Below are 26351 nucleotides of genomic sequence, written 5' to 3' on the forward strand. Positions count from 1 at the left end.
TCAATCAAGGACCTTTGCTGATCGTGATTTGAATAGGAAAATGAGAGATATGCCTGGTATGAATACTCCACTGGAACGTGCATTGATATCACTAGATGGATTATCTATCGGTGACGCTTTTGGCCAATGTTTTTTTCAAGAAGAAAACAAGTTGCTACTCAATGGTAATGGGCAACTACCAGAGGCACCTTGGCATTTTACTGACGACACAGAAATGACACTGTCCATCATCGCAGTTCTACGCAGCCGTGGTGAAATACATCAAGACACACTGGCAAAAAGTTTTGCCAGGCACTATAGCTATGACCGCGCCTATGGCCCGTCCATGCATAGAGTCCTTGCACGTATTGATGCAGGTGAAGCATGGCAGGAGGTGGTTGCCAGTGCTTTTGAGGGGCAGGGATCTTACGGCAACGGTGCTGCCATGCGGGTTGCGCCACTTGGGGCTTATTTCGCCGATGATCTGGGTTTGCTAATGAGGCAGGCAAGTTTGTCCGCCGAAGTGACACACGGGCATCCAGAAGGAATAGCGGGAGCCGTCGCAGTTGCATTGGCTGCCGCCCAGGCTTGCCTTTACCGAGATGCGGGAACAAGACCCAAGCATGCAGAATTTTTGGGAAAAATTATTGACTTGTTACCGCAAAGTGAAGTCCGCTCCAAACTGGTTCGTGCTCAGTCCATGACAACAGTAGGGTCCATGGACTTTCCAGTTTCTGTTTTGGGCAATGGTAATAATATGTCGGCGCAAGACACTGTGCCACTGGCCTTGTGGTGCTGCGGACAGGCATTGGAAGATTTCGAGATGGCGATGTGGCTAACCGTCCGTGCAGGTGGAGACCGGGATACTTTGTGTGCGATAGTTGGCGGTATTGTTGCCTCTTTTGTTGGTGATGAAGGTATTCCAGACAATTGGAGATCCAAGCGTGAAGCTTTGCCAGTATGGCATCTTGAATCTGGAGGTGCAAATTGACAAAGAAGAGTTTTTGGGACGATCCTTATAAAACCAGTTTGCAAACACAAGTCAGCAAAGTGGATGGTAATGATATTTATCTCGCATCGACGATTTTCTTTGCCTTCTCTGGTGGACAGGAAAGTGATGAGGGTACGATAGCTGGGCATGCTGTAGTTGCTGCGCGCAAGGAAGGACTGGAGTTGGTCTACACCCTGGCAGAAGGTCATGATTTGCAGTCTGGGCAGGAAGTCGAAGTCTGTATAGACTGGGACAGACGTTATCGCCTCATGCGCCTGCATTTTGCGGCTGAACTGGTGCTGGAATTATTTTATAAATCGCTGCCGGGTGTGGGCAAGGCTGGTGCGCATATTGCTGCGGACAAGGCACGCATAGACTTTGTCTGGCATGAAAGTATCGCGCCCTTGCTGCCTGCTTACACGCAAGAGGCGCAAGCCATCATTGATGCCAATCTAGACATCAGGTGCGCTTTTGAAGATGAAACTACAGAAAGACGCTATTGGGAAATCGCTGGGTTTTCCCGCGTGCCCTGTGGTGGCACGCATGTCAAACGTACTGGAGAGTTGGGGCAGATAAAATTGAAGCGTAACAATATAGGGCGGGGTAAGGAGAGGGTGGAGATTTACCTTGTGCCATAAAAAACAGAGGCAGGAAAGTCTGCCGCTGTTTTTTACTGGCAAATTGTTGATGCTTACTTGCCGAACAGGGATGAAAACTGTTGCAACACCGCTGCCGGGTTGATATTGCCAGCTTCGGGCACTTGCCCATGTGGTGTCAGGTGATCAATGATGCCAGGCAAAAATTCAGCCAGATGGTTTGCTGCGCCTTCTTGCGAAATGCCAGCGGCATCCGCCAGTTGCTGCAATTGACCGCCACTTAAGGCTTGCTGGATTTGTGCGGCAGAGATGGGCATATTTTGTCCCGTGCCTACCCATGATTGCACAATGTCAGCCAGGCCTGCCTGATGAAAGGCGCTGATCAGGGCTTGCAAACCACCGACGCCGCCAGGTTGTCTGTCACCCAGCATGGCAACCACTGCCTGCATCAATCCCGCCTTGCTGTCATTGTCCTGGTTCATGCCGCCGAGCATGCCTAATGCACTATCGAGTAATCCCATGATTTTCCTTTTTGAATTGGTAAAGTGCCGCAAGTGTAAAGCTGAGTATCGGCAGGAATTGTGAACTCTGTATGAAATTTGACAATTTTTTACGGCGATGGAAATTTTCTTCAGGAATTTTCTTCAAGTATGTCTACATACCACCCCATGCTGCATTCAATACTGCAATCGCAGCAAGCCCTGCAGTCTCAGTGCGCAGTATACGCGGGCCCATCGATAGCGCCAGCACACCGTGTTTGATGGCGAGACTTTCTTCTTCATCAGAATAACCACCCTCAGGCCCGATCATCAGGCTGACAGCTTGTGCAGGATGATGGCGTGACCAGTCTGCCAGTGATTGTTCTGCGCGTGGAGTCAGCAATATTCTCTGATGCATATCTTGCTGGCTCAGCCATTGGTTGAAATTCATCAGCGGTGCCAGGTGGGCGAGGCGGTTGCGACCACATTGTTCGGCGGCTGCCACGATGATGCCTTGCCAGTGCGCCTGCTTTTTCTCGGCGCGCTCTGCTGATAAACGAACCACGCAACGCTGTGCTGCCAGAGGCTGTATGGCACTGACACCCAGCTCCATGGCTTTTTCTATGATCCAGTCCATTTTCGAAGCTTCTGGCAAGGCTTGCACCAGATTCAGCGAATAAGGTAATTCACATTCTTCTGGCAAAAATACTTTGACTTCTGCCCTTACGTTTTTCTTTGTCACCTGGGTCAAGGTGGCAACATAGCAGCCCCCTTCACCATTGAATATACTGATGTTGTCACCCACGTTCTGACGCAGCACAAAAACATGGTGTGCAACTTCATCGGGAAGCTCGATGGTGGCCCCTATACTTAAAGGGAGAGGGCAGTAAAAACGTGGCATTCAATTCTCTGTATTCAAAAGCAAAATCATTAATTTTTAATAGGTCATGCAGGCGGCGTTAAGCATGCCCAGGCCCAGACTCAAGGCACCAAGGAAGATGCCAGAGGCAATTTTATTGCCGGGTATGTCAGAGACTATGCCGGGTATCAGCAAACGGGCGATGCCAAAGGCCAGCAATTGTATGATCAGGGCAATCACTCCCCAGAAACACATGTCGATCAGGCTGACACTGTTGGCAATGGCCGATGCCAGGGCCGTGCAATAACCGAGCACGGCGCCAGACAGGCTGGCCGCCGCAGCAATATTGCCTTCGCGTATCAGGGCAATTTCACGGTAAGGTGTGATGCGTATATATACAGTCACAAACACAGCCAGCAAGACAAAAGCAGCGGCAATATGGCTGAAGAAGGCTAGCAGACCGTGTGCCAGTAATTGTTCACTCATGGGTTATCCTATTCTACAAAATAATGGGGTATGAAACGGCTGGTGTTTTTGGTGATCAGTGTTTCGTCTTCGCGTATGCCTATGCCGGCTGGTTCATCACCCACTATCCATGCACCGATGGATGTGTAAGCCGGTGTGATGCCATCATCAAATTTAGGCTGCGGCGCATAGGCCTGATAGATATAGCCCTCTTGCCCATAGTCACCGCCAGTATGCATCACTTCACCATTGGCATAGATGGAAATGTTTTCCCCCTCGCGTGAATACAAAGGCTTTTTCACATGGTTGCCGCTGATACGCCAGGCATCGAAGTAGGCGGGCAAGAGATTGGGATGATTCGGGAACAGTTCCCACAATATTGGCAGTATTGCCTTGTTCGACAAGATCATTTTCCAGGCGGGCTCTATGATGCGCATGGGGCGCTTGAGCAAATGATTGGAGAAGTCTTCGCGGCACAGCCATTCCCATGGGTAGAGCTTGAACAGGTTATCGATACGGCTGTCAAGATCATCGACGAATACGCCTTCGTCTTCATCCCAGCCCAGGGATTCTATCGCGCATTGTTTGGTGGCAAAGCCAGCCTGTATTGCTGTGTCTCGCAGGTAAGAGAGATTGCCTTCATCTTCTTCATTGCCGCCTGCGCAGGCAAAGTGCAACAGGCCCTTGCCAGGGAATTTTTTCCACTGGTCTATGAGTTTTTCATGCAGAGAGTTGAATTGATCCGCATCAGGAAAAACGTCCTGCAACCAATACCATTGGGCGACACTGGATTCGACCAGGCCGGTGGGCGTGTCGGCATTGTATTCCAGCATCTTCGGTGCGCCTGTGCCATCCCAGCTCAGGTCAAAACGGCCATACAAAGAAAATTCCTTCGCACGCCAGCTGTCTTCGACTTGCGACCAGAATGCCTGGGGAATGGCAAATTTTTCTTGCATACCGTGTTTGACGACATGATCAACGGCTTGTAGCGACATCTGGTGCAAGTCCAGGCTGGCTTGTTCCAGTGTGTCTATCTGGGCGGCAGTAAAATGATAGGCATAGCGTTCATCCCAGTACAAGCCATCAATAGAATGATAGCTAAAACCCAGGGATTCAAATTGCTGTTGCCAGCCTGTGCGTGGTGTTAATGAAGTACGTATCATTAACCGCCCCCGCTATGACCATGTGAAGTGCCGCCAAAACCGCCACGGCTGACGCTGCTGCGGCTGGTAGTTGTGCTGCGACTGATGGCATGGTCACTACCGGAGTTGCTGACCCCAAAATTTCTTTGCACGGTGTCACGATAACCGGGCGAGTAATAGGGGCCGAAAAAGCTGTGGGAATAGCCACTGTAGTGGCTGCCACTGGTGCCGGTGTAGCTGCTGCCCGTAGATGTGGCGGGCATGCTGGCGGCATTAAGGTCAGTGCTGGAGGCCACAGTTTCGCAAGCCGTACCGTCACCCCAGTCCTTGCGGCAATCTTCCAGGCTCTTATATTGATCGCGTATGGATGTCAGCTCCTGGCCGCCACTATTGTCAGTACTATCGCTGCTGACGCTGCATGCGGTTAGGGCAGCACTGGTTACTAGCATTAGCGGCAGAGTGCGGCTGACCCTGCGTTTGCCATGTTGTTTGGTTTTTCCGGCACTCACGGTTTCTCCTGTTTTTCCCATTTTTGGTGTTCAGAACGTGTTTGCGATCTGTAGCTTAACGTACTTGAGCATTTTGAGCAGCGCATGAGCTCCGATCACGCCCGCGCAGTAGGACCGCAAACACGTTCTAAGGCATCAGGTCTTTCACATAATTGGGTAAGGCAAATAATGCCTGATGCACCTCGCCATTGTAATACTTTAGCAATGGCAAACCACGGTGTTTAATCTGAAGATTTACCGTTGACGGGCTTAGCGATAGTGGGTTGCCATGCTTGCTGGCAATAGCCATGCCCCATAAGGCCCCATACAGGGGGATGAATACTGTATATGGATGTAGTTGCGGAAATATATTGCTTAGTTTCTGCAAGGTGTCCGCAAAGCGTTGCGGATGATAGTAGGGGCTGCCCAAATGCAGTACCAGCATGCCTTGCGCAGTTAGCCTTTGCGCACAAGCCTGGAAAAATTCCTCGGTCATGCAGGTGGCTGCCAGTGAGCTACCATTCGGGCTGAGCGGGTCGGTCAGGTCCAGCAGTATCAGGTCAAATTGTTCTGTACTGTTGTGGACGTAGGCAAAGCCATCTTCATAGCGGTGTTGTATTTTTGGGTCATCCAGCGCGCCGCGATGAATGTTGCCCAGGTACTGGCGTGCCATCTTGACGACTTCTTCATCAATTTCACACAGGGTGATGCTGTTGATACTGGGGTGTTTCAGTAATTCTTCGCAAGACCCACCGTCGCCGCCTCCGATGATGAGGGCGCTACGTGGTTCTGGATGAATCATGGCCGCAGGGTGTACCAGGCATTCATGATAAAAGAATTCATCTTTTTCTGAAGTCATCATGGCACTGTCTATGCGCATGACCCTGCCAAAATCTGTGGTGTCGGCGATCTCAATATCCTGCATGGTGCTGCGCTGGCGTGCCAACACCTGATTGATACGGGTGGCAGCAAAGCTGTCTGCTGTCAGGGCTTCAAACGCCATGGCCGGGCTATGTTCACCGCGTTGCAATTCCTGGCGAGAGACCTGACGTGGCTGAAAAAGGGTAATCAGTGTGTCAACAATTTGCCTCGCCTTGCTGCCATTGTCATGATTGAAGTTGCAGACATAGACGTCCAGCGTCACCGCGTTGCGTTCTGGCCAGGTATGGATGGCGACATGTGACTCTGCCAGCAACAAGGCACCGGTGACGCCAGCCGGGCTGCCATCTTCATGAGTGAAGGAGTGAAATTTTTCCCCGACGATGGTCAAGCTGGCAGCGATGGTGATCTTGCTCAGGCAGAGACGCAGGCTTTCCGGGCTGACGAAATATTCTGGCGCTGCTTCACAGTCAAAGCAGTCGGCGGTCAGGTGTAAGCCTTCCATAAGTCTTTCTTTAGTTCAATGGTTCAAAAATGCCCTGCAAGTCTTCTGCAGTCAGTTGCACACTGCCGATTTCGCCCTGGTCAAGTATGGCACGTGCCAGGTCTGATTTCTTGATCTGCATTTCCTGTATCTTTTCTTCCAGCGTGCCCTTGGCAATCAGGCGATAGACAAATACTGGCTTGTCTTGGCCTATGCGCCAGGCGCGGTCGGTAGCCTGGTTTTCTGCTGCCGGGTTCCACCATGGGTCATAGTGAATGACGGTGTCGGCTGCAGTCAAATTCAGACCCACGCCGCCAGCTTTCAAACTGATCAGGAATAGGGGGATATCACCTTCCTGGAAGCGGCGTACCACTTCACCCCGGTGCTCAGTGTCGCCTGTCAGTATGGCAAAGCGCAATTGTTTTTCAGTCAGCGCTTCGGCGATCAGGGCCAGCATGCTGGTGAATTGTGAAAACACCAGAATCTTGCGACCTTCGGCCAGCAGCTCGTCTATCATGGCCAGCAATTCCTCCAGCTTGGCAGACGGTGGCATCTTATCCTTGCCACCTTTGGTAGATTTGACGGCTTTAGCACCGGTAATCTTGACCAGCCGCGGGTCGCAGCATACCTGGCGTAGTTTCAGCAGTGCGTCAAGAATGACGATCTGGCTGCGTGCCACACCTTTTTTGGCGATTTCTTCGCGGACTTTTTCATCCATGGCCAGGCGCACGGTTTCATACAGGTCTCTTTGCGCGCCGCTGAGTTCTATGTGGCGCAAGACCTCGGTCTTGGCTGGCAATTCCGTCGCCACCTTGTCCTTGGTACGGCGCAATAAAAAGGGCTTGATGCGACGCGTCAGCAAGGCGTGGCGCTGGCTGTCACCGAGTTTTTCTATGGGGTGCTGGAAGTCCTTGGTAAATGACTTGATATCACCCAGCAGGCCCGGCATGAGAAAGTTGAATTGCGACCACAGTTCGCCAAGATGATTTTGCAGCGGCGTACCAGTCAGGCACAGGCGGTGGTTGGCCTGCAACAGGCTGGCAGTCTGGCTGGCCTTGGCCTGGGCATTCTTGATGTATTGCGCTTCATCAAGTATCAGCAAATGGTAGCGATGCTGGCGCAGGGCTTCTTCATCGCGTGGCAGCAGGGCGTAAGTAGTCAGCACCAGGTCTACCTGGGGGATTTGCTCAAACAGCTTGCTGCGGTCTTTGCCCTGCAAGACCAGCACACGCAGATCAGGCGTGAAGCGTTGGGCTTCGCTGGCCCAGTTGTCCATCAGGCTGGTGGGGGCAACCACCAGTGCTGGCTGGGTCAAGCGGCCAGCTTCTTTTTCCATGAGGATATGGGTCAGGGTTTGTATGGTCTTGCCCAGGCCCATGTCGTCCGCGAGGATGCCGGCAAGCTGGTATTCGCGCAAAAACTGCATCCATGCCACGCCTTCTTTTTGGTAGTCGCGCAGGCTGGCCTGCAAACCAGCAGGGGGTGTGATGCTGCTGATGCCACCAAATTCTGCCAGGCGCTTGCCAAAGCTTTGCTGGCGTTCGCCACCTATCCAGCGCAAGTGGGTCGTGGCAGACAATTCTGCCAGGCGTGCTGCATCCAGCATGGGCAGGCGCAGCCTGTCGCCTTGCTGTTCATTGAAATACAACTCACCCAGGATCAGCAGGATAGGCTTGATGCGCGCATAGGGCAGGGCGACGCGGGTATTGTCCGGCAGGGCCAATAAGACTTGTTCGTCATCGGCTCGCTGGTTGACTTGTTGCAGGCTAAAGTCTTGCGGTGCCTGGCGTATCAGGCTGACCAGTAAGGGTAGCAGTGAAATCTTTGCCTGGTTAACGACGATGCCCAGTTCCAGCTCAAACCAGACGGATTGCTGGTTATCTTCATCAACCTCGGCATACCAGTCTTCCACTTCCTGCAGGTTGTAGCGATAATCATTTTGCTGGCGTATATCCCATCCCTGGCTGATCAGCTCAGGCAAGTCTCTTGTTGCAAAATTGAGCCAGGCATTCTGGTCCGGCAGGCAGAGCAATAGCTCTCTTTCATGACCTGCTACCGGCTGAGCTTGAAAGCCTAATCCTTGCAGGGTTTGTCTGGCACTTTGCTCGGCAGGCAGGTCCCTGAGTATTTTTTCCAGGCCGTGCTGCCCACGACGCAGCAAGTGATCGCCTGGCTGTTCTGATTGAGCTACTGCATCTTCATAAGCAAACCTGAGCAGAGCGTAATCAGTGCATGCGCTGGATGTCGTCAGACTATTCAGTTCCAGCACCGGGCGCATGCGTATATCTGCACGCAGTTGTGCTTCCAGTTTTGCCGGCAAGGGGATCAGGTTTTGCAAGCCCATGTCCAGCAGACGGTTGGCCATTGCCTGTCGGGTTTTTGCCCGGCCAACAGCCAGGAGTGGCGCTTCCTGCACCAGGTTGATCAGGGCAAGCAAGGGGAACTTGCTGGTCGCTGCTACATGCAGTTCGCCACAGCTATCTTGCCCTATCAGCCAGGGCGGCTCGGTGGGCAGGATATATGGCGGGGCAGGGGCATCCTCTTCGTTGCTATCGAGTTGCCAGCGCAGGCGCAGGTAGTCATTTTCTTCTTGCCAGGCCAGGTGTGCCTGTTGCAATGGGTGGTAGGCCAGTCTGGATAAATGGTTTTGTTTATTGTCGGTATTGAGCCAATACAGTTTGCCAGCCTTGGCGACACGTTCCAGCAATACCGCACCCATCCTGCCCTTGGGAGAATAATGCGAGTAATAAAACGAATTCATGGTGCACATATTGAACAGCGCCAGCAATTCGTAATCCGCTTCCTGCAAAAAACTGGCTGACTTCATCATGTCGCGCACTGCCAGTGACAGCTTGGTGTATTTCAGCTCGCCCTTGGCATTCTGCTTGGCCTTGCCGGGTATCAAGCGCACTTCCTTGCTGCCAGATACTGTGGACAGGCTGAAAATCAGCATGCCATCTTCCAGTTCGTCTTTGGCAAATTCTGTGTCGGCTACTGGGACTGGGGTAGATGATTCATGCGTAGCAAATTCCAGCTCACGCAGCCATTTCTGTTCATTGAAACCCAGTGCGGCATCATTGCCGTCACCATGGCCGGGCAGGGCATGGGCTTTGTTGTGATGGTCGAGGATATTCAATAAAACTGCCGCCACATGTTTGCAATTGTATTCAACCGGGCAACTACAGGAGCCATTTACGGCTTCCAGTTTGCCGTTTTCAAACACCAGCTCTATCTCTTGAGTATAAATATTGCGGCCACTGCCCTGAACTTCGCTCTCGACAAAGTCATTGTCAAAACTCCAACCCCTGACCTTGTTTTCTGTTGCATAACTGATACCGCGTATGAACACCTCATGAGGAAATTGCCGTGCAAGATCGTCGAGGGAGAAGTGACGTTTTTTTGATGACATGCGTAAGCTTTATATGTAAACCCAGTGATTTTACAGTTTAAAAGAGCAAGATTGCGCTTCTGAAGCGTCGCAATTGTAGTATGGACCCCATGCTCTGGTAAAATACCGGGTTTTCGCGGGGAGAGTTTCACGTCCCCAGCTCGCAACACTGACCAGTTTTCTCAAGACTACCTTCTGACACCATGATTTCATCTCTTCAGCCAGCAACACTTACCAAAATGGCCAATGCAATTCGTGCTTTGTCCATGGATGCCGTACAAAAAGCCAATTCTGGCCACCCAGGCGCGCCTATGGGTATGGCCGATATCGCTGTTGCTTTGTGGAAAGGCTTTTATCGCCACAATCCGGCTAATCCTAAATGGATCAACCGCGACCGCTTTGTGTTGTCGAATGGCCACGGCTCGATGTTGCATTATTCGTTGCTGCACCTGACAGGCTATGACCTGCCTATCGAAGAGATCAAGAATTTCCGTCAACTGCATTCCAAAACTGCCGGCCACCCTGAAGTTCATATTACGCCAGGCGTGGAAACAACTACCGGCCCACTGGGCCAGGGTATTACCAATGCCGTCGGTATGGCACTGGCTGAAAAACTGCTGGCTGCCGAGTTCAATCAGGGCGACCTGAAAGTAGTAGATCATTACACCTACGCCTTCATGGGCGATGGCTGCCTGATGGAAGGCATTTCGCATGAAGCCTGTTCACTGGCTGGCACGCTGCAACTGAATAAACTGATCGCCTTCTGGGATGACAATGGCATCTCCATCGACGGTCATGTTGAAGGCTGGTTCACTGACAACACACCAAAACGCTTTGAAGCCTATGGTTGGAATGTGATCCCGGCAATTGATGGTCACAATGCTGAAGCCGTAGCCAATGCCATTGCTGCTGCCAAAACATCTGACAAACCTACCTTGATCTGCTGCAAAACAGTAATCGGCAAGGGTTCACCAAATATGGAAGGCACGCACAATGTGCACGGTGCCGCCCTGGGCGACAAGGAAATTGCCGCCGTACGCGCGCACATCGGTTGGGAATACCCGCCATTTGAAGTACCGGCTGACGTTTATGAAGCCTGGGATGCCAAGGCAGATGGCGCCAAAGCCGAAGCTGAATGGAATGTACAATTTGCAGCCTACACTGCCCAGTTCCCACAAAAAGCGGCTGAACTGACACGCCGCATGAATGGCGACTTGCCAGCCAACTTCGATGAAGTGGTGGCGAATGCAATTGGATCCTGTGTAGAGAAAAAAGAAAACATCGCTACCCGCAAGGCTAGCCAGAATGCGATCCAGGCATTTGCACCATCGCTGCCAGAATTCCTCGGTGGTTCTGCTGACTTGACAGGCTCCAACCTGACGAACTGGAAAGAATGCGTGGCAGTTCGTGGCAATCAGGCCGGTAACCACATCAATTATGGTGTGCGTGAATTCGGCATGAGCGCGATGATGAATGGTATCGCCCTGCATGGCGGTTATATTCCGTTTGGCGCAACCTTCCTGACTTTCTCTGATTACAGCCGCAATGCCATCCGCATGGCTGCGTTGATGAAGATCCGTACCCTGTTTGTATTCACCCATGACTCGATTGGCCTGGGTGAAGATGGTCCTACGCATCAATCTGTCGAGCACGTATCCAGCATGCGCCTGATCCCTAACCTGGATAACTGGCGTCCATGCGACACGGTGGAATCTGCCGCTGCCTGGGCACATGCAGTCAAACGCAATGACGGCCCATCGACCTTGATTTTCTCTCGTCAGAACCTGCCTTATCAAGAGCGCAGTGCCCAACAAATCGCTGACATCCAGCGTGGTGGCTATGTCTTGCAAGACGCGGCTGATGCCAAGGCTGTATTGATTGCCACCGGCTCGGAAATTGAACTGGCTGTCAAATCTGCGGCTGAGCTGGCACAGCAAGGCATTGCCGTGCGCGTGGTGTCCATGCCATCGACCGATGTGTTTGACCGCCAGGACTCTGCTTATAAGGCTGCTGTTTTGGGCAAGGGCTTGCCACGTATTGCCATCGAAGCCGGTGTCACAGACTTCTGGTATAAATATGTAGGTTTGGAAGGCGCGGTTGTTGGTATCGATACTTTCGGTGAGTCAGCACCGGCAGGCGTCCTGTTCAAGCATTTTGGCTTCACTGTTGACAATGTCGTTGCCAAAGTAAAAGCGACACTGGCTTAAATAAGATTAAGTAAGATTCAGCAGGAAGACGGAATTGACAGACATTACTGTGAGCAGCATCAAAGAGGTCAGCCTGCGTCGTGCTACTGTAGACGACGCAGAGGCGATTGCTGCTGTACGTGTGGAAAGCTGGCAAGCTACTTACCGGGGCATGATCCCGGATAATTATCTGGATGAAATGCGCGTGGAAGACAGCATGCTGCAATGGCGGCAAATCCTGCAAGCCATGTCGCAGGCAGAAGACCGCATCTGCGTGTATGTGGCTGAGAGCGAAGGCCATATCATCGGCTTCGCTTCCGGTATGATGCTGCCTGAACCCAAGCTGGGCATGCAGGCTGATCTGACTGCAGTATATCTGCGACCAGCCTGGCAGCGGTCCGGCATAGGCCGCCGCATGGTACAGAAAGTTGCGCGCACCTTGCAGGCGCAAGGCGCAGAGAGTTTGCTGGTGTGGGTCATCTCCGGCAATTCCATCGCCCGCAATTTTTATGAAGAGCTGGGTGGTGCGCTATTGATAGAACAGGCATTTAGCTGGGATGGTATGGATTTGATGGAAGTGGGTTACGGCTGGCGCGATTTGTCGGTGCTGATGGCATCTGTCAATGCCATGCGTACTCCTTCTTCACTGCACTGATTGTCTCTGTGGTGAGAGGTTTACAGTTTTTTTATTTGTATTTATTGTTGTTTAGTCCTTTGGAGATAAAACCATGACGATTCGCGTCGCAATCAACGGCTATGGCCGTATCGGCCGCAACATCCTTCGCGCTCATTACGAAGGTGGCAAGTTCAAGAACGAGATCCAGATCGTTGCGATCAATGACCTCGGCAATGCAGAATCCAATGCCCACCTGACCCGTTACGACACAGCCCACGGCAAGTTCCCAGGTACAGTCACGGTCGAAGGCGACACCATGATCGTCAATGGTGACAAGATCAAGGTATTTGCAGAACGCAATCCAGCCAATATCCCTTGGGGTGAATTGAATGTCGATGTCGTGCTGGAATGCACAGGCTTCTTCACGACAAAAGAAAAAGCTTCTGCCCATCTGGCTGGCGGCGCGAAAAAAGTCATTATCTCTGCCCCAGGTGGTAAAGATGTAGATGCAACCATCGTCTACGGTGTTAATCACAATGTATTGAAAGCCACTGACACAGTGATTTCCAATGCATCCTGCACGACCAACTGCCTGGCACCTCTGGCCAAGCCTTTGAATGATGCTATCGGTATCGTCAACGGTTTGATGACGACTATCCATGCCTACACTAATGACCAGGTATTGACAGACGTCATGCATGAAGACTTGCGTCGCGCCCGTTCTGCCACCATGAGCATGATCCCGACCAAAACTGGCGCTGCTGCTGCCGTTGGCCTGGTCTTGCCAGAACTGAATGGCAAACTGGATGGTTACGCCATGCGCGTACCAACCATCAATGTATCTGTCGTTGACCTGACTTTTGTTGCTGCCCGTGACACGACAGTGGCAGAAATCAACCAGGTCTTGAAAGATGCATCCGAAGGCGCCCTGAAAGGTATCCTGGATTACAACACGGCACCTCTGGTTTCTGTGGATTTCAACCACAATCCAGCTTCCAGTACCTATGATGAAACATTGACAAAAGTTTCTGGCCGTCTGGTTAAAGTATCGAGCTGGTATGACAACGAATGGGGCTTCTCCAACCGTATGCTGGACACCACTGTTGCACTGATGCATGCAAAATAATCTGCTGGCCAGATAGTTTTTGCATCACAACTAAAAATACCCCGAACTTTCGGGGTATTTTTTTGTCTATACAGGGCAAGGGTAATTTATTGATTTATATTTTTTGCTTGTCATTGGGAGATTGCTGTGAAGCTCAAGAAACTGTTAGCCGACAATAAAGGTTTCATCGTACTCATGCTGGGCATGGTTTTTGTGCGCAGTGCCCTGGCTGATTACTATATCGTGCCTACCAGTTCCATGTATCCGACCCTGCTGGAAGGGGATCGTGTCATTTGTGACCGTCTGGCCTATGATGTCAAGTTACCATTCACCGATGTCATCCTCGCACATGTCTCTGATCCACAACGCGGAGATGTGGTGACCTTTACTTCGCCAGCAGATGGTGTGCGCCTGATCAAACGCCTGGTTGCCGTGCCGGGTGATGTGGTGGAAATGCGCGAAGAAAAGCTGTTCATTAACGGTGTTGCCGCCAGCTATGAGCCTATAGCGCCGCGTAGTGACGACCATCTGACACCAAAACGCGAATACAAAGGCCAGCAACTAGTTTACAAAGAACGCCTGGGCAGCCTGCAACATGACATGATCGTCATGCCAGAGCGCGAAGCACTGCGCTCTTTCGCTCCCGTCAAAGTCCCGGAAGGTGAATATATGATGCTGGGAGATAACCGCGACAATAGCCAGGACTCCCGCTACATCGGCCTGGTCAAACGTGAGTTGATCACCGGACAGGTAAAACGCCTGATGTACTCACTGAATGGGGATCAATATTATTCGCCACGGTTTGATCGCTTTGGGGCAAAAATCTAGTACCTTATCAATTAAGTTGGAAAGCCAGTGCTGTGTAAAGTACTGGCTTTTTTTATGTGGCAAGCACATCCAATAAAAATTAGTTAATATGCAAATGCCTGTTCAGACAGTTTTGCATAAGGTACACACTAATGGGGGGATTTGCATGTGGCTAAAAGAATCTAAACACCGCCTTGTACTTATGGCTGTACTTGCTCTGTGCGCCAATCCAGCGATGTCTGATGAAGCACGAAGCAACTACTTCAACGATCCTTTCCTCAAAGTTACCCAATTCATCAGCGATTGTGCTGTGCCCGAAGGTCCTTTATTGACCGAGGCGCAAGCCAGGTCAGAAGCGCATTCCAGAATAGAACGCGGCACCAGTTGCTATCAATCAGGTCAATGCCGCCTGCCCAATTCCTATTTGTACGATCAGGAAATTATTCCCAGGGTAAAACGTGCAATAGAAGCGGATGGTCGTTTTGCTGAAACCAGTATCTGGATAGAGGGGCAGCGTCGCTTCGTCACCTTGAAAGGCTGCGTGCAAACAGCTGGTCAGGCAAAAGAACTGGAAAAACTGGTGCGCCGCCTGGACGATGTGGAAGGTGTTGTAAATTTGCTTAGCTATAAATAGCCGTATTGCACTATGCTGTAGTGGCACTGATTGCAAAGAAAGGCAAATTTATTGCGCCGCACAGTGACTATTACTGGACTGGATAGCGCAAGTCATGAATGATTGGTTCTGCAAAGCAATAATTACCACGCGCCGATATAAACGGCTCTATAAAACAAGGAGATGAGTCATGAAATTGATAAGCAAACTGTTTCTGCTGGCAGTAATGGGTTTCTTTATGGCCGGGTCTGTGATGGCCAGTGATGAGCGCGGCACCACTGCGCAAGCGCAAGCCATGGTAAAAAAAGGAATTGCCCATATCAAGAAAAATGGCAAGGAAAAAGCTTTTGCAGACTTCAATGATGCATCCAACAAAGATTTTCACGACCGTGACCTGTACTTGTTTGTATATGACATGAATGGCGTCAACTTGTCACATGGTGCCAATCCCAAGATGATAGGCAAGAATTTGATAGATTTGAAGGTAGAGGGTAAGCCTATTATCAAGGACATGGTGACAGCGCTGAAAACCAAGAATGACGGCTGGATAGATTATCAATGGCCAAATCCTGTGACCAAAGCTTTGGAAACCAAATCCAGCTATTTTGAAAAGATCGACGACTATTTTGTCGGCAGCGGTGCTTACAAATAAGACTCGAAGCAGTTGAATTGCAGATAAAAACCAGTGCTGTGAAAAGCACTGGTTTTTTATTTGGATAATGCTTCTATTCAGAATGTGCCGGTATAACCCAGGGTGAGTGAAATTTGTCTGGCTGTGTCGGTCAGGTTGCTCAGCCATTCTTCTTGCAAGCGGTCTGCTGGTGCTGAGATAGACAAGCCTGCAATCATTTTGCCGCTGTCGTCATGTATGCCTGCTGCCATGCAGCGCACGCCCAGCTCCAGTTCTTCATTGTCCCTGGCATAACCGTTTTCACGCACAGCCGACAATTCTTTTTCCAGTTTGGCGAGGTCAGTAATCGAATTTTTATTGTGACCAGCCAGGCCGGTGCGTGTTGCATAAGCGCGTATGGCTTTGGGCTCATCCAGCGACAAAAACAATTTACCGGTTGAAGTCAGGTGCAATGGGGCACGACCACCTATCGCACGGACCACCTGCATGCCTGAGCGCTCAGAAAAGGCACGGTCTATGTAGACGATTTCATCGCCCTGGCGTACCGACAGATTGATAGTCTGGTTGGTCTGGCGATGTAAGGCACGCATGAATTCCAGCGCCGCTTCGCGTACGTTCAAACGGCTTTTTACTATATTCCCCAACTCCAGCAAACGCATGCCGAGGCGATAAGATCCTGTGTCTGCACGGTCAACAAAGCGGGTAAGCACCATATCGTTGAGAATGCGGTGAGCAGTGGAGGGATGTAAACCAGTGACAATGGCCAGTTCCTTCAGGCTGACCGGGTCCTGGTAACGTGACAGGGCATCCAGCAAGGACACCATGCGTTCTATTACCTGGATGGAAGTTTTATCAGAGGCGGGCGTATCGTTTTTCATATTATGGTTGGTGCGCTGCAATATATAAGTTATACCATAATGTGAAATGAACGTCACGGCTTCGTCGTCAAAATACAAAATATGCCCCAAGATGGTGTGTCGGCGCGCTGTCAGCATGCAAGAAATTGATTTGCAATAAGTAAATCTGCTTGTTCCTGACTTGGAGTCCTGTAAAATTCGCCAGCTGAGTGAAAGCTAGCTGGCTGGCCTTCATCTGTAATACTGTTTAAGTGTGTGGTTTAAGGAAGAAAAATGTCTGAAAAAGAACAAGAAGTCAGTGAATTTAAAAGCAAAAGTGGCTTGCGCCGCATATTTTCGGCCTTCCTTTATTCCATAGATGGCCTGTGTTCAGCCTGGAAAAACGAACACGCCTTTCGTCAGGAACTGGTACTGGTCGTTACCGGTTCCATCATCGCCCTGTTTTTACCAGTTTCAGCCTTTGAAAAACTGATGATGATTGCTGTACTGATACTGATCTTGATCGTAGAGTTGATTAACTCAGCAATTGAAGCCGTGGTTGATCGCGTTTCGCTTGAGCGCCACACCTTGTCCAAAAACGCCAAGGACTTTGGCAGTGCCGCTGTCTTGCTGACGGTGCTGATCGCACTGGCTACCTGGGTAGTGATTTTGCTTGATCGTTTTTATTATTGATCGCCTGACATGCTCAATTCAAACATAGTCGCAACCGCTAATTCTGCTCTTGAAGCAGAACTCACTTCCGCCATCAATAATAAGACCAAGCCTCTGGGTAGTCTTGGTCGTCTCGAACACCTGGCTGCCCAGATAGGTTTGATACAGCAAACTGCACAACCAGAATTGCGCGAACCCGCCATTGTCGTGTTTGCGGGTGATCATGGTGTGGTGGCAGAGGGCATATCTGCTTTCCCTCAGGACGTGACCTGGCAAATGGTAGAGAATTTTTTGGGCAATGGAGCCGCGATCAATGTCTTTGCGAGACAGAATGGAATCGCTCTGCATGTGGTGGATACTGGCGTCAACCATGAATTTGGCCCGCGTGAAAAACTGCTGAGCATGAAAGTCGCCAATGGCACGCGTAATTTTGCCAAAGAGCCGGCAATGACTGCTGCTCAATGCCAGATCGCGATGAAAAATGGTGCTGAACTGGTGGTCGGCCTGTCTGGCAATGTGCTGGGATTTGGCGAGATGGGTATAGGCAACACCACTGCGGCGGCTGCCCTCATGCACAAGCTGACGGGGGTTCCTGTCGCGGAGTGCGTAGGTGCAGGCACAGGTTTGTCTGCCGAAGGCATACGCCATAAACAGGCTGTCATTGAAGCAGCCGTGACCTTGCATGCAAATGTAGACGAGCCTGCAGATGTGCTGGCTACCTTTGGTGGTTTTGAAATTGCCACCATGGTCGGCGCCATGCTTGCAGCGGCAGAGCGCCGCATGGTCTTGCTGATAGATGGTTTCATCGTCAGCAGTGCCTTGCTCGTCGCTGCCAGGATGCAGCCAGCCATACTCGATTACTGTGTGTTTTCACATCAGTCGGATGAAAGTGGCCATGCCCGCATGTTGCAGGCCCTGGAGGTCAAACCTGTGCTGCAACTGGACTTGCGTCTGGGCGAGGGTACGGGGGCAGCGCTGGTGTATCCTATGGTGCAGGCTGCGGTCAACTTCCTGAACCAGATGGCGACTTTTGCGTCAGCACAGGTTAGCGAAAAAAGTAGCGACTAAAAAATCACCAACACTGCGGGAGCTGGCTTGCATCAACTACGCTTATTCTTCATTGCCCTGCAGTTTTTTACCCGTATTCCTGTACCCGACTGGGTAGGGTTTGAGCCTGACTGGTTGCGGCAGTCTTCACGCTATTTCCCGGCAACAGGCTGGATTGTGGGGGCAGTGTGTGCAAGTGTCTATGCAGCCGCTGCACAATTGTGGCCACATGCGGTGGCGGTGGTGCTATCTACTATTGCAGGCATCTTGTTGACAGGCGCTTTTCATGAAGACGGTTTTGCCGACGTCTGTGATGGTTTTGGCGGTGGCATGACGCCAGAGCGCGTGCTGGAAATCATGAAGGATTCACGCGTTGGTGCCTATGGTGCCATTGGTATTTTACTGATGCTCGTCCTGAAGCTGGCTTTACTCATCAGCTTGCCTGTTTCGATAGCTGTACCTGCCTTGCTGCTCGCACATCCCTTGTCGAGGCTGGCTTCATGCAGCCTGATCTGGCTTATGTCGTATGCGCGACATGAAGGCAAAGCCAAGCCTCTGGCGCAGGAAATGCATTCCGGTGAATTTCTCGTCGCCTGCCTGACTGTGCTTTTGCCGGGTGCAGCACTAATGTACTTCTTTCCCTTCCCATTGCATTCGCTGTTATTGTCGCTGTGCCTGATGTTATTGCTGACCTGGCGCATGGCGCGGCTGTTCCAGCGCAGGATAGGCGGCTTCACCGGTGATTGTCTGGGGGCAACCCAGCAAGTGGCAGAAGTGGCTATCTACCTTGGTTTGCTGGCTTTTCAGGTGAACTGATATGCGCCTGCATTTACTCCGGCACACCAAACCGCGGATAGCAGAAGGTCTGTGCTATGGGCAAACAGATGTCGATGTCAACGAAGCGGACTGTGCTGCACTGGTGCGAAAGGCATGCAGTCAGTTGCAGCCAGGTTTACCGGTATTTTCCAGTCCTTTGCAGCGTTGCACACGTCTGGCCAAACTATTGCACGCCCAGCCCCAGTTTGATGATCGCTTGAAAGAACTCAATTTCGGTGCATGGGAAATGCAAGCCTGGGATACCATTCCAAGACATGAAATCGATGCCTGGGCAGCAGACCCTGCCAGCTATCAGCCCGGTGGTAAAGAGTCTGCCATAGACCTGGCGCAACGCGTCATAAGCTGGTTGGATGATAAGCGCGCATCTGGCTTGCCGGAAGCCATCGTCGTTACCCATGCGGGCGTCATGCGCATGTTGCTGGCCTGGCAGGACACTATGGTGGCTGAAGAGTTGGCAAACGTGGTATGTGCACAAAACCTCAGCCTTGCCTTTGGTGAATATAAGGAAGTGCTGGTATTTCACACTTAATACAGATAGTATTTACGCAAGACTGACAAGAAAACCATGTTTCCCATGGTCATCGAATGATAGAACTCAGGAGATCCCCGCGTATTACCGTGACCTGGCGTGCAGGTGTCAAATTGCCTGACGGTAAATTGGTTCTTGCCAAACTGGTCAACATCTCGGCCGAGGGTGTACTCATACACACAACCGAAAACCTGATTCCGCAACGTAGTTATCCCATGCTGATAGAAATTCCTGGCATCTTTCAGGAATCCCAGATTTATAAGGTCAGTTGCAAAGGTACTGTCAGGCATGCCATCCTCAGTGGAGAGGTCTATCATGTAGGCATACAACTCTCAGAAATGTCGCAATTGCACACTGAACTGGTGACTGCCTGGATTTCCAAGACTGCCCATCTGAGCTGAATCGGGGCCCTTATTGACATAAATCTGCTTTGTTTTCAATAAGTTAATAAACTGAGCTGCGTCAGCTTTTAAACCTTCCAAACTTGCGGCTACCCCCATCTGTCTATAGAATGGCGGGGTTTTGGTGCTCGCGGGTATATTCATATCCGCGGTTAAACGGGAAACACTAAGCTATTGCAAAAGTGTGCTGCCCCCGCAACGGTGTACAAGTTGCTGCGAATTTAGAAGACTTATGTCGTTCACACGCAGCCAGCCATTTTCCAATACCACTGTGCTATGTGCATGGGAAGGTCAGATGGTGATACTTGTCAGCCCGGATACCGGCCAGAATAAGTGAAGCAATACGGACGGGGAAGTTTCGTGAAACAGAAACGCATTCATTGCCTGGTATGGTGGGGTGCGAAATCCTGACAGTGCAGGCTGCCTGTATGGCCCTGTAGCTGACGTCAGTGTCCTTATTGCTTTGTTCAAAGTAGCCTGCGGGGACGTCGGCCACTTGCTCCATTTTTTTCTGAATTATCATGACATCTGTATTCAAACCGCTCGCCCTCAGCCTGGCTATTGCCGCTGCATTCCCATCCACTATTGCTTTTGCACAAACCGCTGCTGTAGGTACTGCTTCCAGCGTGATCATTACTGCGGGCCGCCAGACACAAGCTGCCAAAGACGTACTGGCTGACAACGTCGTCATCACGGCAGAAGACATCGCCAAATCTGGTGCTGCTTCTATCGTTGATCTGCTGCAGCAACAGCGCGGCATAGAAATCGCCCGCAACGGTGGTCCTGGCACGACAGCTTCCGTCTTCATGCGTGGTGGTAATAATGCGCAAAACGTAGTGTTGATTGATGGCGTACGCATAGGCTCGTCCACTACCGGTGGCGCTACCTGGTCTTCCATCCCATTGTCACAGATAGACCGTATTGAAGTCGTGTATGGCCCGCTGTCCAGTCTGTATGGCGCAGATGCCATGGGTGGTGTAATACAGATATTCACTAAAAAGGGTACTGGTGTTCTCTCTCCTACCGTGTCGGCTGGTTTGGGTAGCTACGGCACTCGTAAGTTGCAGGCAGGTATTACTGGCTCTGTTGCCAGTAACCTTAGCCTTAGTCTGAATGCTGCGCACGAAGAGAGCGATGGCTTTTCTGCCAGCAAACCGGGCGCAGGCACATTCACTTATAACCCGGATAAAGACGGTTACAAGATGGATAGCTTCAATGGTCGCCTGGTGTGGGAAATCAGCAAAGGCTATGAACTGGGGGCCAGTGTTTTACATAGCCGCAATAATGCACAGTTTGATGCAGGCACGGCACAAGATGACCGTAATATCTCGACCTTGAAAACCATCGCCGTTTTTGGCCGTGGCAAGTTCACTGATTACTGGTCCGCTTCCCTGCAATATGCAAAAACTGCTGACAAGGGATATACCGACGCATCCTACGGCAAGAGCCAGATTGATACTCGCCAGGACAGCCTGAGCTTCCAGAATGATATCCGTATCGGTAAAGACGTATTGCAACTGATCGCTGAAACACGTGACGAAAACGTTGAAACCACCACTTTGGCTGTCAACGGCAAGCGCACGACGAATTCTTTCGCAGCATCTTATGTATTCAAGCAAGATGCCCATCTGGCCAGCGCCAGCATTCGCAATGACCGCAGTTCACAATATGGCTCCAATACCACAGGCAGCGTAGCATATGGTTACCGCTTCACTGACGCCCTGCGTGTCAATGCCAGCTACGGCACCAGCTTCCGTGCGCCGACTTTCAATGAGTTGTATTACCCAGGTTATGGCGTCGCGAGCAACAAGCCAGAAAAAGCAAAGAATGCAGAAATCGGCGTGTATTTTGAGCAGGGCGATACACAGTTGAGCGCGGTGTATTACCAAAACAAGGCAACGGATTTGCTGGTCAGTACCAATGTCTGCCCTATAGAAAAAGCGACTCATCAATTCGGCTGTGCCTATAACGTCAATAAGGCAACTTTGTCTGGTTTGACAGTGGGCGGTACAACTCGTTTTGCTGACCTGACACTGCGTGCTTCCATCGATATTCAGGATCCTAAAGATGATACGACAGGTAAACGCCTGGCTCGCCGCGCTAAACAGCATGGCACTTTGGCGGCAGAATATGCCTTTTCGAATGCAAGAATTGGCGTAGAAACTATCTACTCTGGTGACCGCTTTGATGATGCCAACAATACGAGAGTATTGGGTTCTTATAATTTGCTGAATTTGTATGCGACATACGAAGTAGCAAAAAATACGACTGTGCTGGCACGTTGGAATAATGCCTTGAACAAGGACTATGAACTGGCAAGAAATTATTCTACCGCCGGTTCCAATGTATTTGTTGGCGTGAACTACGGCTTTAAGTAAGCTTGACAGCGATATGATGAGCATTGCTGGATAACTCATCACATCGCAAGCTGATTGCATGATGTGCAGGCCATGGCATTTTCCATGGCGCTGAGCATCAAAACCTGTTTTACCTTTGGACCAGACCGATGATGGCGTCTTTTTTTTCTGCACGACAGCGCAAGCAATCCCCCAGGATGGCGGTCGCTCAACGTGCTGGCCTGGTTCTCCCGATTTTATTGGCTGCTGCTTTAGGCAGTGTATTGATTGCCTGCGCCTGCGGCTCAGTATCCCTGAGTTTTGCCGAGCTTTGGCAGGCCTTGCTGGAATTATTACGCGGCCCGCCAACCACCTTGCCCGGCAGCTTGCTGGATTTGCGCCTGGGTCGTGCGCTGACCGGGTTTGTTACAGGTGCCACGCTGGCGCTTGCTGGCGTCATGATGCAGGCGCTATTGCGCAACCCGCTGGCTGACCCTTATGTGTTGGGCATATCTGGTGGCGCATCTGTTGGTGCGCTGGCGACCATCTTGTTTTTCGGTGCATTCTGGCTGGTAGATGTGGCTGCTTTTGCCGGTGCGATTACCGTTGCGCTCTTGTTATTTGGCCTGGCTTACCGCGACCTGCGCGGTGCGGGTAGTACCGATGGCAGCGCGCCTATCCTGTTACTGACCGGCGTCATCGTTGCTACTGGTTGTGGTGCCATCATCACTCTTATGCTGTCGGTTGCGCCAGATAGCCGTTTGCGCGGAATGGTGTTCTGGATGATAGGTGATCTCTCGAATACCCAGTCACGCTATCTGCCCTGGTTGATACTCGGTGCCATCTTGCTGTTCGTCATGCGCAATGCGCGTTCGATTAATGTCGCAGCCATGTATGCCGATAATGCCAGTACTCTGGGTGTCAATATTGGCCGTCTGCGGCAACTACTGTTTTTATGTTCTGCCTTGCTGACCGCCAGCGCAGTCAGTAATGCAGGCAGTATAGGTTTTGTCGGTCTCATCATGCCGCATATCTGCCGCTTTGCCTGGGGGCCGGATCACCGCTTGCTGGCACCTGCTGCGACCCTGGCTGGCGGCTGTTTCCTGGTGTTGGCAGATACAGTGGCCCGTACCGTGGTCGCACCACAGCAGTTGCCGGTTGGCGTCATTACTGCACTGGTAGGTGTGCCGATGTTCCTGCTGCAATTGCATCAGTTGCGGAGGCGTTGATGGATATCCGCAACCTGAATTTATCGGTAGGCAAGCGCGTGCTGGTGCGTGAACTCAACTGGCAAATACAGCCAGGTGAATGCTGGTGCATCATAGGCCGCAATGGTGCTGGCAAAAGTACCTTGCTACGCACGCTTGCCGGTTTGCGCCCGATAGAAAGTGGACAGATTTACCTGCGTGACAAACCACTGCAAGACTGGTCATTGACAACCCTGGCCCGTCAGCGTTCTTTCTTGCCGCAGGGCAGGGTAGATGCCTTTGGCTATTCTGCACTGGATACTGTGCTCAGTGCCCGTCATCCTTACCAGGATGCACATTACTGGGAAAACAATGACGACATGGATCTTGCCATGGTTTCCCTGCGTGAAATGGATGTCGCTGACCTGGCAGAGCGTGATGTGCGCAGTCTGTCTGGTGGCGAAAGACAGCGCGTCGCGATTGCTGCTTTGCTGGCCCAGGATGCGAAGTGGATGCTGCTGGATGAACCAGCGAGTGCACTTGATCTTGGACACCAGGTCAGCGTCATGCAATTGTTTGCCAGCTTGTGCAGTAAAGCAGATGCACAACAAAACAAGGCTGTCGTCATGGTCAGCCATGACCTCAACATGGCTTACCGGATTGCCACTCATGCCCTGTTGTTGATGGGTGATGGTGGCTGGCAAGCCGGGCCTGCTGACGACATATTCAGTGCTTCCCAACTCAGTATCTGTCTGGGACACCCGATAGAACGCTTCACACATGGCGGGCAAACCATATTCCTGCCGAAAAACTGAAAAATAAAGACAGACAATCATCATGACAAGTTCAATGCCACCAAAGCCGGACACAGAGACTGACAATATCAATACCCGTCATGAACGCCGCATGCAGCGAAAAAAAGCGATGATGGATGAAAAGATAGAAAAGGCACAGCGCAAGACCGGTGTCTTGCTGGTACATACCGGCAATGGGAAAGGTAAAAGTTCCAGCGCCTTTGGTATGGTCATGCGTGCCATGGGACATGGCATGAAGGTAGGTGTCGTCCAGTTCATCAAAGGGGCGATGTCCACCGGCGAAGAAATTTTCTTGCGCCGCTTTCCGGATGAAGTCGAATTCCATGCCATGGGCGAAGGCTATACCTGGGTCACACAAAACCGTGAACGCGATATGGAAAAAGCCGCCGCAGCATGGGAGCAGGCAAAACGCTTTCTGAATGACCCGACGATAGGCCTGGTGGTGCTGGACGAACTCAATATCGCCCTCAAATACCATTACCTCGATTTGCAGATGGTCATTGATGATCTTGATGGCAGGCCGGAAATGCAGCACGTCGCCGTCACTGGTCGCGGTGCCTTGCCAGAGATTATTGCGATTGCCGATACCGTCACAGAAATGAATGTCATCAAACATGCTTTCAAAGAAGGCATCGTGGCACAGGCGGGCGTGGAATGGTAAGGCCCAGCGCCAAGGTTGTACTGATCTCGGCCATCGCATCAGGCCAGGGCAAGACCACGACTACCGCAGCACTGGCACGCAAGCTGGTGAAGCTGGGCAAGACAGTACGCGTATTTAAAACCGGACCGGACTTTATCGACCCCATGATGCTGGAACGCGCTTGTGGCTCAGCCGTGCATTCACTGGATTTGTGGATGGTAGGGCAGGCAGATTCTGAAGGCATGCTGGCACGCGCTGCGCTGGATGCTGACGTCATCCTCATCGAAGGTGTCATGGGCCTGTATGACGGCAATCCCTCATCGGCTGACCTGGCGCGCGCCTTTGGCGTGCCTGTTGTGGCGGTACTCGATGCCTCTGCCATGGCGCAGACTGTCGGTGCACTGGCCATGGGACTGCGTGATTTCGGTCCTGTGCATCTGGCTGGCGTCATCGCCAACCGCATCGCCTCTGAAGGGCATGCCAACATGGTGGCGGCGGCCATGCGTGATATACCCTTGCTGGGCAGCCTGCACCGTCAAGAGCAAGCCTTACCAGAGCGCCATCTGGGCTTGGTCTTACCACAAGAAGTGGATAGCATTGAAGCCATACTTGATACCATGGCCTACAGCCTGGACCTAGACATGCAAGCCTGGGATGCTTTGCCGGATACCAGTTTTGAATTGCAGGACCACCGATCACTGCATATCTCTCAGCATGTATCTCAATCAGCCACCAACCTGGCAGGCAAGACCATCGCCATCGCGCGTGATGCCGCATTTGCCTTTATCTATCCAGCCAATATTGAATGCCTGATAGGACTGGGTGCAGAGCTGGTTTTCTTTTCACCTTTGGCAGATGAAGCAATACCGCCGCAAGCAGATGCCCTGTATCTGCCTGGCGGTTACCCTGAATTGCATGCAGAGACGCTGACGCAGGCCAGCAACTGGCTCACATCGCTGCACGCCGCCCATGCGCAAGGCATGCCTATATTGGCAGAGTGCGGCGGCATGATGGCGATCACCGAAGGCCTGGTGGATCAACAGGAACAAAGCTGGTCCATGGCGGGTATCTTGCCAGGTAAAGTCATCATGCAAAAACGGCTGGCAGCGCTGGGTGCGCAAGCCCTGGCTACACCGCAGGGTGAATTGCGCGGGCACACCTTTCATTACTCGCGTTTTGAAACTACATTGACTGCCAATAGCCATACCATCAAGCATTCCACCCAGCAGCAGGGTGAAGCTATTTACAAGCTCGGCAATGTGTGCGCTTCTTATTTTCATGCCTACTTTGCTTCCAATCCTGCGGCAACGGCAGCATTGTTCTCAGTTGAAACATCATGAGAT

At 51.5% G+C, this 26351-nt stretch carries 26 protein-coding genes and 1 riboswitch; of the genes, 18 read left to right on the top strand and 8 right to left on the bottom strand.

What is annotated here, in order from left to right:
• Window positions 1-58 precede the first annotated feature (58 nt).
• Complete coding sequence (locus AC3WQT_RS26620) at window positions 59-970, top strand: ADP-ribosylglycohydrolase family protein (protein ID WP_492708696.1); 912 nt, start codon at window positions 59-61, stop codon at window positions 968-970.
• Window positions 967-1608: an alanyl-tRNA editing protein gene (locus tag AC3WQT_RS26625; RefSeq protein ID WP_492708697.1), complete on the top strand. Its 642-nt coding sequence runs from the start codon at window positions 967-969 to the stop codon at window positions 1606-1608. The genes AC3WQT_RS26620 and AC3WQT_RS26625 overlap by 4 nt, the downstream gene beginning before the upstream one ends.
• 53 nt (window positions 1609-1661) lie before the next feature.
• On the opposite strand, the gene AC3WQT_RS26630 is transcribed toward AC3WQT_RS26625, so the two are convergent.
• From AC3WQT_RS26630 to AC3WQT_RS26660, 7 genes are all read right to left on the bottom strand, one after another.
• Window positions 1662-2087 (bottom strand): YidB family protein, encoded by a 426-nt coding sequence (locus AC3WQT_RS26630; RefSeq protein WP_492708699.1) that lies wholly within the window; start codon window positions 2085-2087, stop codon window positions 1662-1664.
• A gap of 133 nt (window positions 2088-2220) precedes the next feature.
• Window positions 2221-2946 (bottom strand): 16S rRNA (uracil(1498)-N(3))-methyltransferase, encoded by a 726-nt coding sequence (locus AC3WQT_RS26635; protein WP_492708701.1) that lies wholly within the window; start codon window positions 2944-2946, stop codon window positions 2221-2223.
• Window positions 2947-2982: 36 nt separating this feature from the next.
• Window positions 2983-3390, bottom strand: a complete 408-nt coding sequence (locus AC3WQT_RS26640; RefSeq protein WP_492708703.1) for a DUF350 domain-containing protein — start codon at window positions 3388-3390, stop codon at window positions 2983-2985.
• An 8-nt stretch (window positions 3391-3398) separates the two neighbouring features.
• Window positions 3399-4532: a glutathionylspermidine synthase family protein gene (locus tag AC3WQT_RS26645; protein WP_492708705.1), complete on the bottom strand. Its 1134-nt coding sequence runs from the start codon at window positions 4530-4532 to the stop codon at window positions 3399-3401.
• Window positions 4532-5020: a hypothetical protein gene (locus AC3WQT_RS26650; RefSeq protein WP_492708707.1), complete on the bottom strand. Its 489-nt coding sequence runs from the start codon at window positions 5018-5020 to the stop codon at window positions 4532-4534. The genes AC3WQT_RS26645 and AC3WQT_RS26650 overlap by 1 nt, the downstream gene beginning before the upstream one ends.
• A 127-nt stretch (window positions 5021-5147) precedes the next feature.
• On the bottom strand, window positions 5148-6383 hold the full coding sequence (gene speE, locus AC3WQT_RS26655) for a polyamine aminopropyltransferase (RefSeq protein WP_492708709.1): 1236 nt from the start codon (window positions 6381-6383) through the stop codon (window positions 5148-5150).
• Window positions 6384-6393: 10 nt separating this feature from the next.
• Window positions 6394-9771 (bottom strand): DEAD/DEAH box helicase, encoded by a 3378-nt coding sequence (locus AC3WQT_RS26660; protein WP_492708711.1) that lies wholly within the window; start codon window positions 9769-9771, stop codon window positions 6394-6396.
• A 182-nt stretch (window positions 9772-9953) separates the two neighbouring features.
• Here AC3WQT_RS26660 and tkt point away from each other — a divergent pair, with 182 nt between their 5' ends.
• The 6 genes from tkt (at window position 9954) to AC3WQT_RS26690 (ending at window position 15729) form a co-directional block, all read left to right on the top strand.
• Entirely contained in the window at window positions 9954-11957 is a 2004-nt protein-coding gene (tkt, locus tag AC3WQT_RS26665) for a transketolase (RefSeq protein ID WP_492708713.1), read from the top strand.
• A 34-nt stretch (window positions 11958-11991) separates the two neighbouring features.
• Window positions 11992-12591 carry a GNAT family N-acetyltransferase gene (locus tag AC3WQT_RS26670; protein WP_492708715.1) on the top strand — a complete coding sequence of 200 codons (600 nt, stop codon included), beginning with the start codon at window positions 11992-11994 and terminating at the stop codon, window positions 12589-12591.
• A 73-nt stretch (window positions 12592-12664) separates the two neighbouring features.
• On the top strand, window positions 12665-13678 hold the full coding sequence (gene gap, locus AC3WQT_RS26675) for a type I glyceraldehyde-3-phosphate dehydrogenase (protein WP_422639180.1): 1014 nt from the start codon (window positions 12665-12667) through the stop codon (window positions 13676-13678).
• Between the two features lie 126 nt (window positions 13679-13804).
• Complete coding sequence (gene lepB, locus AC3WQT_RS26680) at window positions 13805-14485, top strand: signal peptidase I (protein ID WP_492708718.1); 681 nt, start codon at window positions 13805-13807, stop codon at window positions 14483-14485.
• Between the two features lie 181 nt (window positions 14486-14666).
• Window positions 14667-15098: a BON domain-containing protein gene (locus AC3WQT_RS26685; RefSeq protein ID WP_492708720.1), complete on the top strand. Its 432-nt coding sequence runs from the start codon at window positions 14667-14669 to the stop codon at window positions 15096-15098.
• Between the two features lie 169 nt (window positions 15099-15267).
• Window positions 15268-15729 (top strand): cache domain-containing protein, encoded by a 462-nt coding sequence (locus tag AC3WQT_RS26690; protein ID WP_492708721.1) that lies wholly within the window; start codon window positions 15268-15270, stop codon window positions 15727-15729.
• Between the two features lie 77 nt (window positions 15730-15806).
• Here AC3WQT_RS26690 and AC3WQT_RS26695 read toward each other — a convergent pair whose 3' ends face one another.
• Window positions 15807-16586: an IclR family transcriptional regulator gene (locus AC3WQT_RS26695; RefSeq protein ID WP_492708723.1), complete on the bottom strand. Its 780-nt coding sequence runs from the start codon at window positions 16584-16586 to the stop codon at window positions 15807-15809.
• Between the two features lie 252 nt (window positions 16587-16838).
• On the opposite strand from AC3WQT_RS26695, the gene AC3WQT_RS26700 reads away from it, so the two are divergent.
• From AC3WQT_RS26700 to AC3WQT_RS26745, 10 genes are all read left to right on the top strand, one after another.
• Window positions 16839-17237: a diacylglycerol kinase gene (locus tag AC3WQT_RS26700; protein WP_492708725.1), complete on the top strand. Its 399-nt coding sequence runs from the start codon at window positions 16839-16841 to the stop codon at window positions 17235-17237.
• A gap of 9 nt (window positions 17238-17246) precedes the next feature.
• Window positions 17247-18284, top strand: a complete 1038-nt coding sequence (gene cobT, locus AC3WQT_RS26705; protein ID WP_492708727.1) for a nicotinate-nucleotide--dimethylbenzimidazole phosphoribosyltransferase — start codon at window positions 17247-17249, stop codon at window positions 18282-18284.
• Window positions 18285-18311: 27 nt separating this feature from the next.
• Window positions 18312-19079, top strand: a complete 768-nt coding sequence (locus AC3WQT_RS26710; RefSeq protein WP_492708729.1) for an adenosylcobinamide-GDP ribazoletransferase — start codon at window positions 18312-18314, stop codon at window positions 19077-19079.
• Window position 19080: 1 nt separating this feature from the next.
• On the top strand, window positions 19081-19629 hold the full coding sequence (locus AC3WQT_RS26715) for a histidine phosphatase family protein (RefSeq protein ID WP_492708731.1): 549 nt from the start codon (window positions 19081-19083) through the stop codon (window positions 19627-19629).
• A gap of 56 nt (window positions 19630-19685) precedes the next feature.
• Window positions 19686-20030: a PilZ domain-containing protein gene (locus tag AC3WQT_RS26720; protein ID WP_186954230.1), complete on the top strand. Its 345-nt coding sequence runs from the start codon at window positions 19686-19688 to the stop codon at window positions 20028-20030.
• A gap of 105 nt (window positions 20031-20135) precedes the next feature.
• Window positions 20136-20373, top strand: a riboswitch (cobalamin riboswitch).
• A 178-nt stretch (window positions 20374-20551) separates the two neighbouring features.
• Complete coding sequence (locus AC3WQT_RS26725; protein WP_492708734.1) at window positions 20552-22408, top strand: TonB-dependent receptor domain-containing protein; 1857 nt, start codon at window positions 20552-20554, stop codon at window positions 22406-22408.
• A gap of 131 nt (window positions 22409-22539) precedes the next feature.
• A complete protein-coding gene (locus tag AC3WQT_RS26730; RefSeq protein ID WP_492708789.1) occupies window positions 22540-23595 on the top strand; it encodes a FecCD family ABC transporter permease in 1056 nt (351 codons plus the stop codon).
• Window positions 23595-24368: an ABC transporter ATP-binding protein gene (locus AC3WQT_RS26735; protein ID WP_492708736.1), complete on the top strand. Its 774-nt coding sequence runs from the start codon at window positions 23595-23597 to the stop codon at window positions 24366-24368. The genes AC3WQT_RS26730 and AC3WQT_RS26735 overlap by 1 nt, the downstream gene beginning before the upstream one ends.
• 22 nt (window positions 24369-24390) lie before the next feature.
• A complete protein-coding gene (gene cobO / locus AC3WQT_RS26740; RefSeq protein ID WP_492708738.1) occupies window positions 24391-25029 on the top strand; it encodes a cob(I)yrinic acid a,c-diamide adenosyltransferase in 639 nt (212 codons plus the stop codon).
• Entirely contained in the window at window positions 25023-26348 is a 1326-nt protein-coding gene (locus AC3WQT_RS26745) for a cobyrinic acid a,c-diamide synthase CobB (RefSeq protein WP_492708740.1), read from the top strand. The genes cobO and AC3WQT_RS26745 overlap by 7 nt, the downstream gene beginning before the upstream one ends.
• Window positions 26349-26351 lie beyond the last annotated feature (3 nt).

The sequence above is a fragment of the Undibacterium sp. FW305-107 genome (assembly GCF_058788535.1).

Excerpts from the sequence above, each read along its gene's own strand:
- AC3WQT_RS26745 (WP_492708740.1), top strand. The coding sequence starts at position 25,023 with ATGGTAAGGCCCAGCGCCAAGGTTGTACTGATCTCGGCCATCGCATCA.
- AC3WQT_RS26620 (WP_492708696.1), top strand. The coding sequence starts at position 59 with ATGAATACTCCACTGGAACGTGCATTGATATCACTAGATGGATTATCT.
- AC3WQT_RS26695 (WP_492708723.1), bottom strand. The coding sequence starts at position 16,586 with ATGAAAAACGATACGCCCGCCTCTGATAAAACTTCCATCCAGGTAATA.
- AC3WQT_RS26725 (WP_492708734.1), top strand. The coding sequence starts at position 20,552 with ATGACATCTGTATTCAAACCGCTCGCCCTCAGCCTGGCTATTGCCGCT.
- tkt (WP_492708713.1), top strand. The coding sequence starts at position 9,954 with ATGATTTCATCTCTTCAGCCAGCAACACTTACCAAAATGGCCAATGCA.
- AC3WQT_RS26640 (WP_492708703.1), bottom strand. The coding sequence starts at position 3,390 with ATGAGTGAACAATTACTGGCACACGGTCTGCTAGCCTTCTTCAGCCAT.
- AC3WQT_RS26645 (WP_492708705.1), bottom strand. The coding sequence starts at position 4,532 with ATGATACGTACTTCATTAACACCACGCACAGGCTGGCAACAGCAATTT.
- AC3WQT_RS26685 (WP_492708720.1), top strand. The coding sequence starts at position 14,667 with ATGGCTGTACTTGCTCTGTGCGCCAATCCAGCGATGTCTGATGAAGCA.
- AC3WQT_RS26660 (WP_492708711.1), bottom strand. The coding sequence starts at position 9,771 with ATGTCATCAAAAAAACGTCACTTCTCCCTCGACGATCTTGCACGGCAA.
- cobT (WP_492708727.1), top strand. The coding sequence starts at position 17,247 with ATGCTCAATTCAAACATAGTCGCAACCGCTAATTCTGCTCTTGAAGCA.
- speE (WP_492708709.1), bottom strand. The coding sequence starts at position 6,383 with ATGGAAGGCTTACACCTGACCGCCGACTGCTTTGACTGTGAAGCAGCG.
- AC3WQT_RS26735 (WP_492708736.1), top strand. The coding sequence starts at position 23,595 with ATGGATATCCGCAACCTGAATTTATCGGTAGGCAAGCGCGTGCTGGTG.
- AC3WQT_RS26690 (WP_492708721.1), top strand. The coding sequence starts at position 15,268 with ATGAAATTGATAAGCAAACTGTTTCTGCTGGCAGTAATGGGTTTCTTT.
- AC3WQT_RS26715 (WP_492708731.1), top strand. The coding sequence starts at position 19,081 with ATGCGCCTGCATTTACTCCGGCACACCAAACCGCGGATAGCAGAAGGT.
- AC3WQT_RS26700 (WP_492708725.1), top strand. The coding sequence starts at position 16,839 with ATGTCTGAAAAAGAACAAGAAGTCAGTGAATTTAAAAGCAAAAGTGGC.
- AC3WQT_RS26730 (WP_492708789.1), top strand. The coding sequence starts at position 22,540 with ATGGCGTCTTTTTTTTCTGCACGACAGCGCAAGCAATCCCCCAGGATG.
- AC3WQT_RS26630 (WP_492708699.1), bottom strand. The coding sequence starts at position 2,087 with ATGGGATTACTCGATAGTGCATTAGGCATGCTCGGCGGCATGAACCAG.
- cobO (WP_492708738.1), top strand. The coding sequence starts at position 24,391 with ATGACAAGTTCAATGCCACCAAAGCCGGACACAGAGACTGACAATATC.
- AC3WQT_RS26720 (WP_186954230.1), top strand. The coding sequence starts at position 19,686 with ATGATAGAACTCAGGAGATCCCCGCGTATTACCGTGACCTGGCGTGCA.
- gap (WP_422639180.1), top strand. The coding sequence starts at position 12,665 with ATGACGATTCGCGTCGCAATCAACGGCTATGGCCGTATCGGCCGCAAC.
- AC3WQT_RS26635 (WP_492708701.1), bottom strand. The coding sequence starts at position 2,946 with ATGCCACGTTTTTACTGCCCTCTCCCTTTAAGTATAGGGGCCACCATC.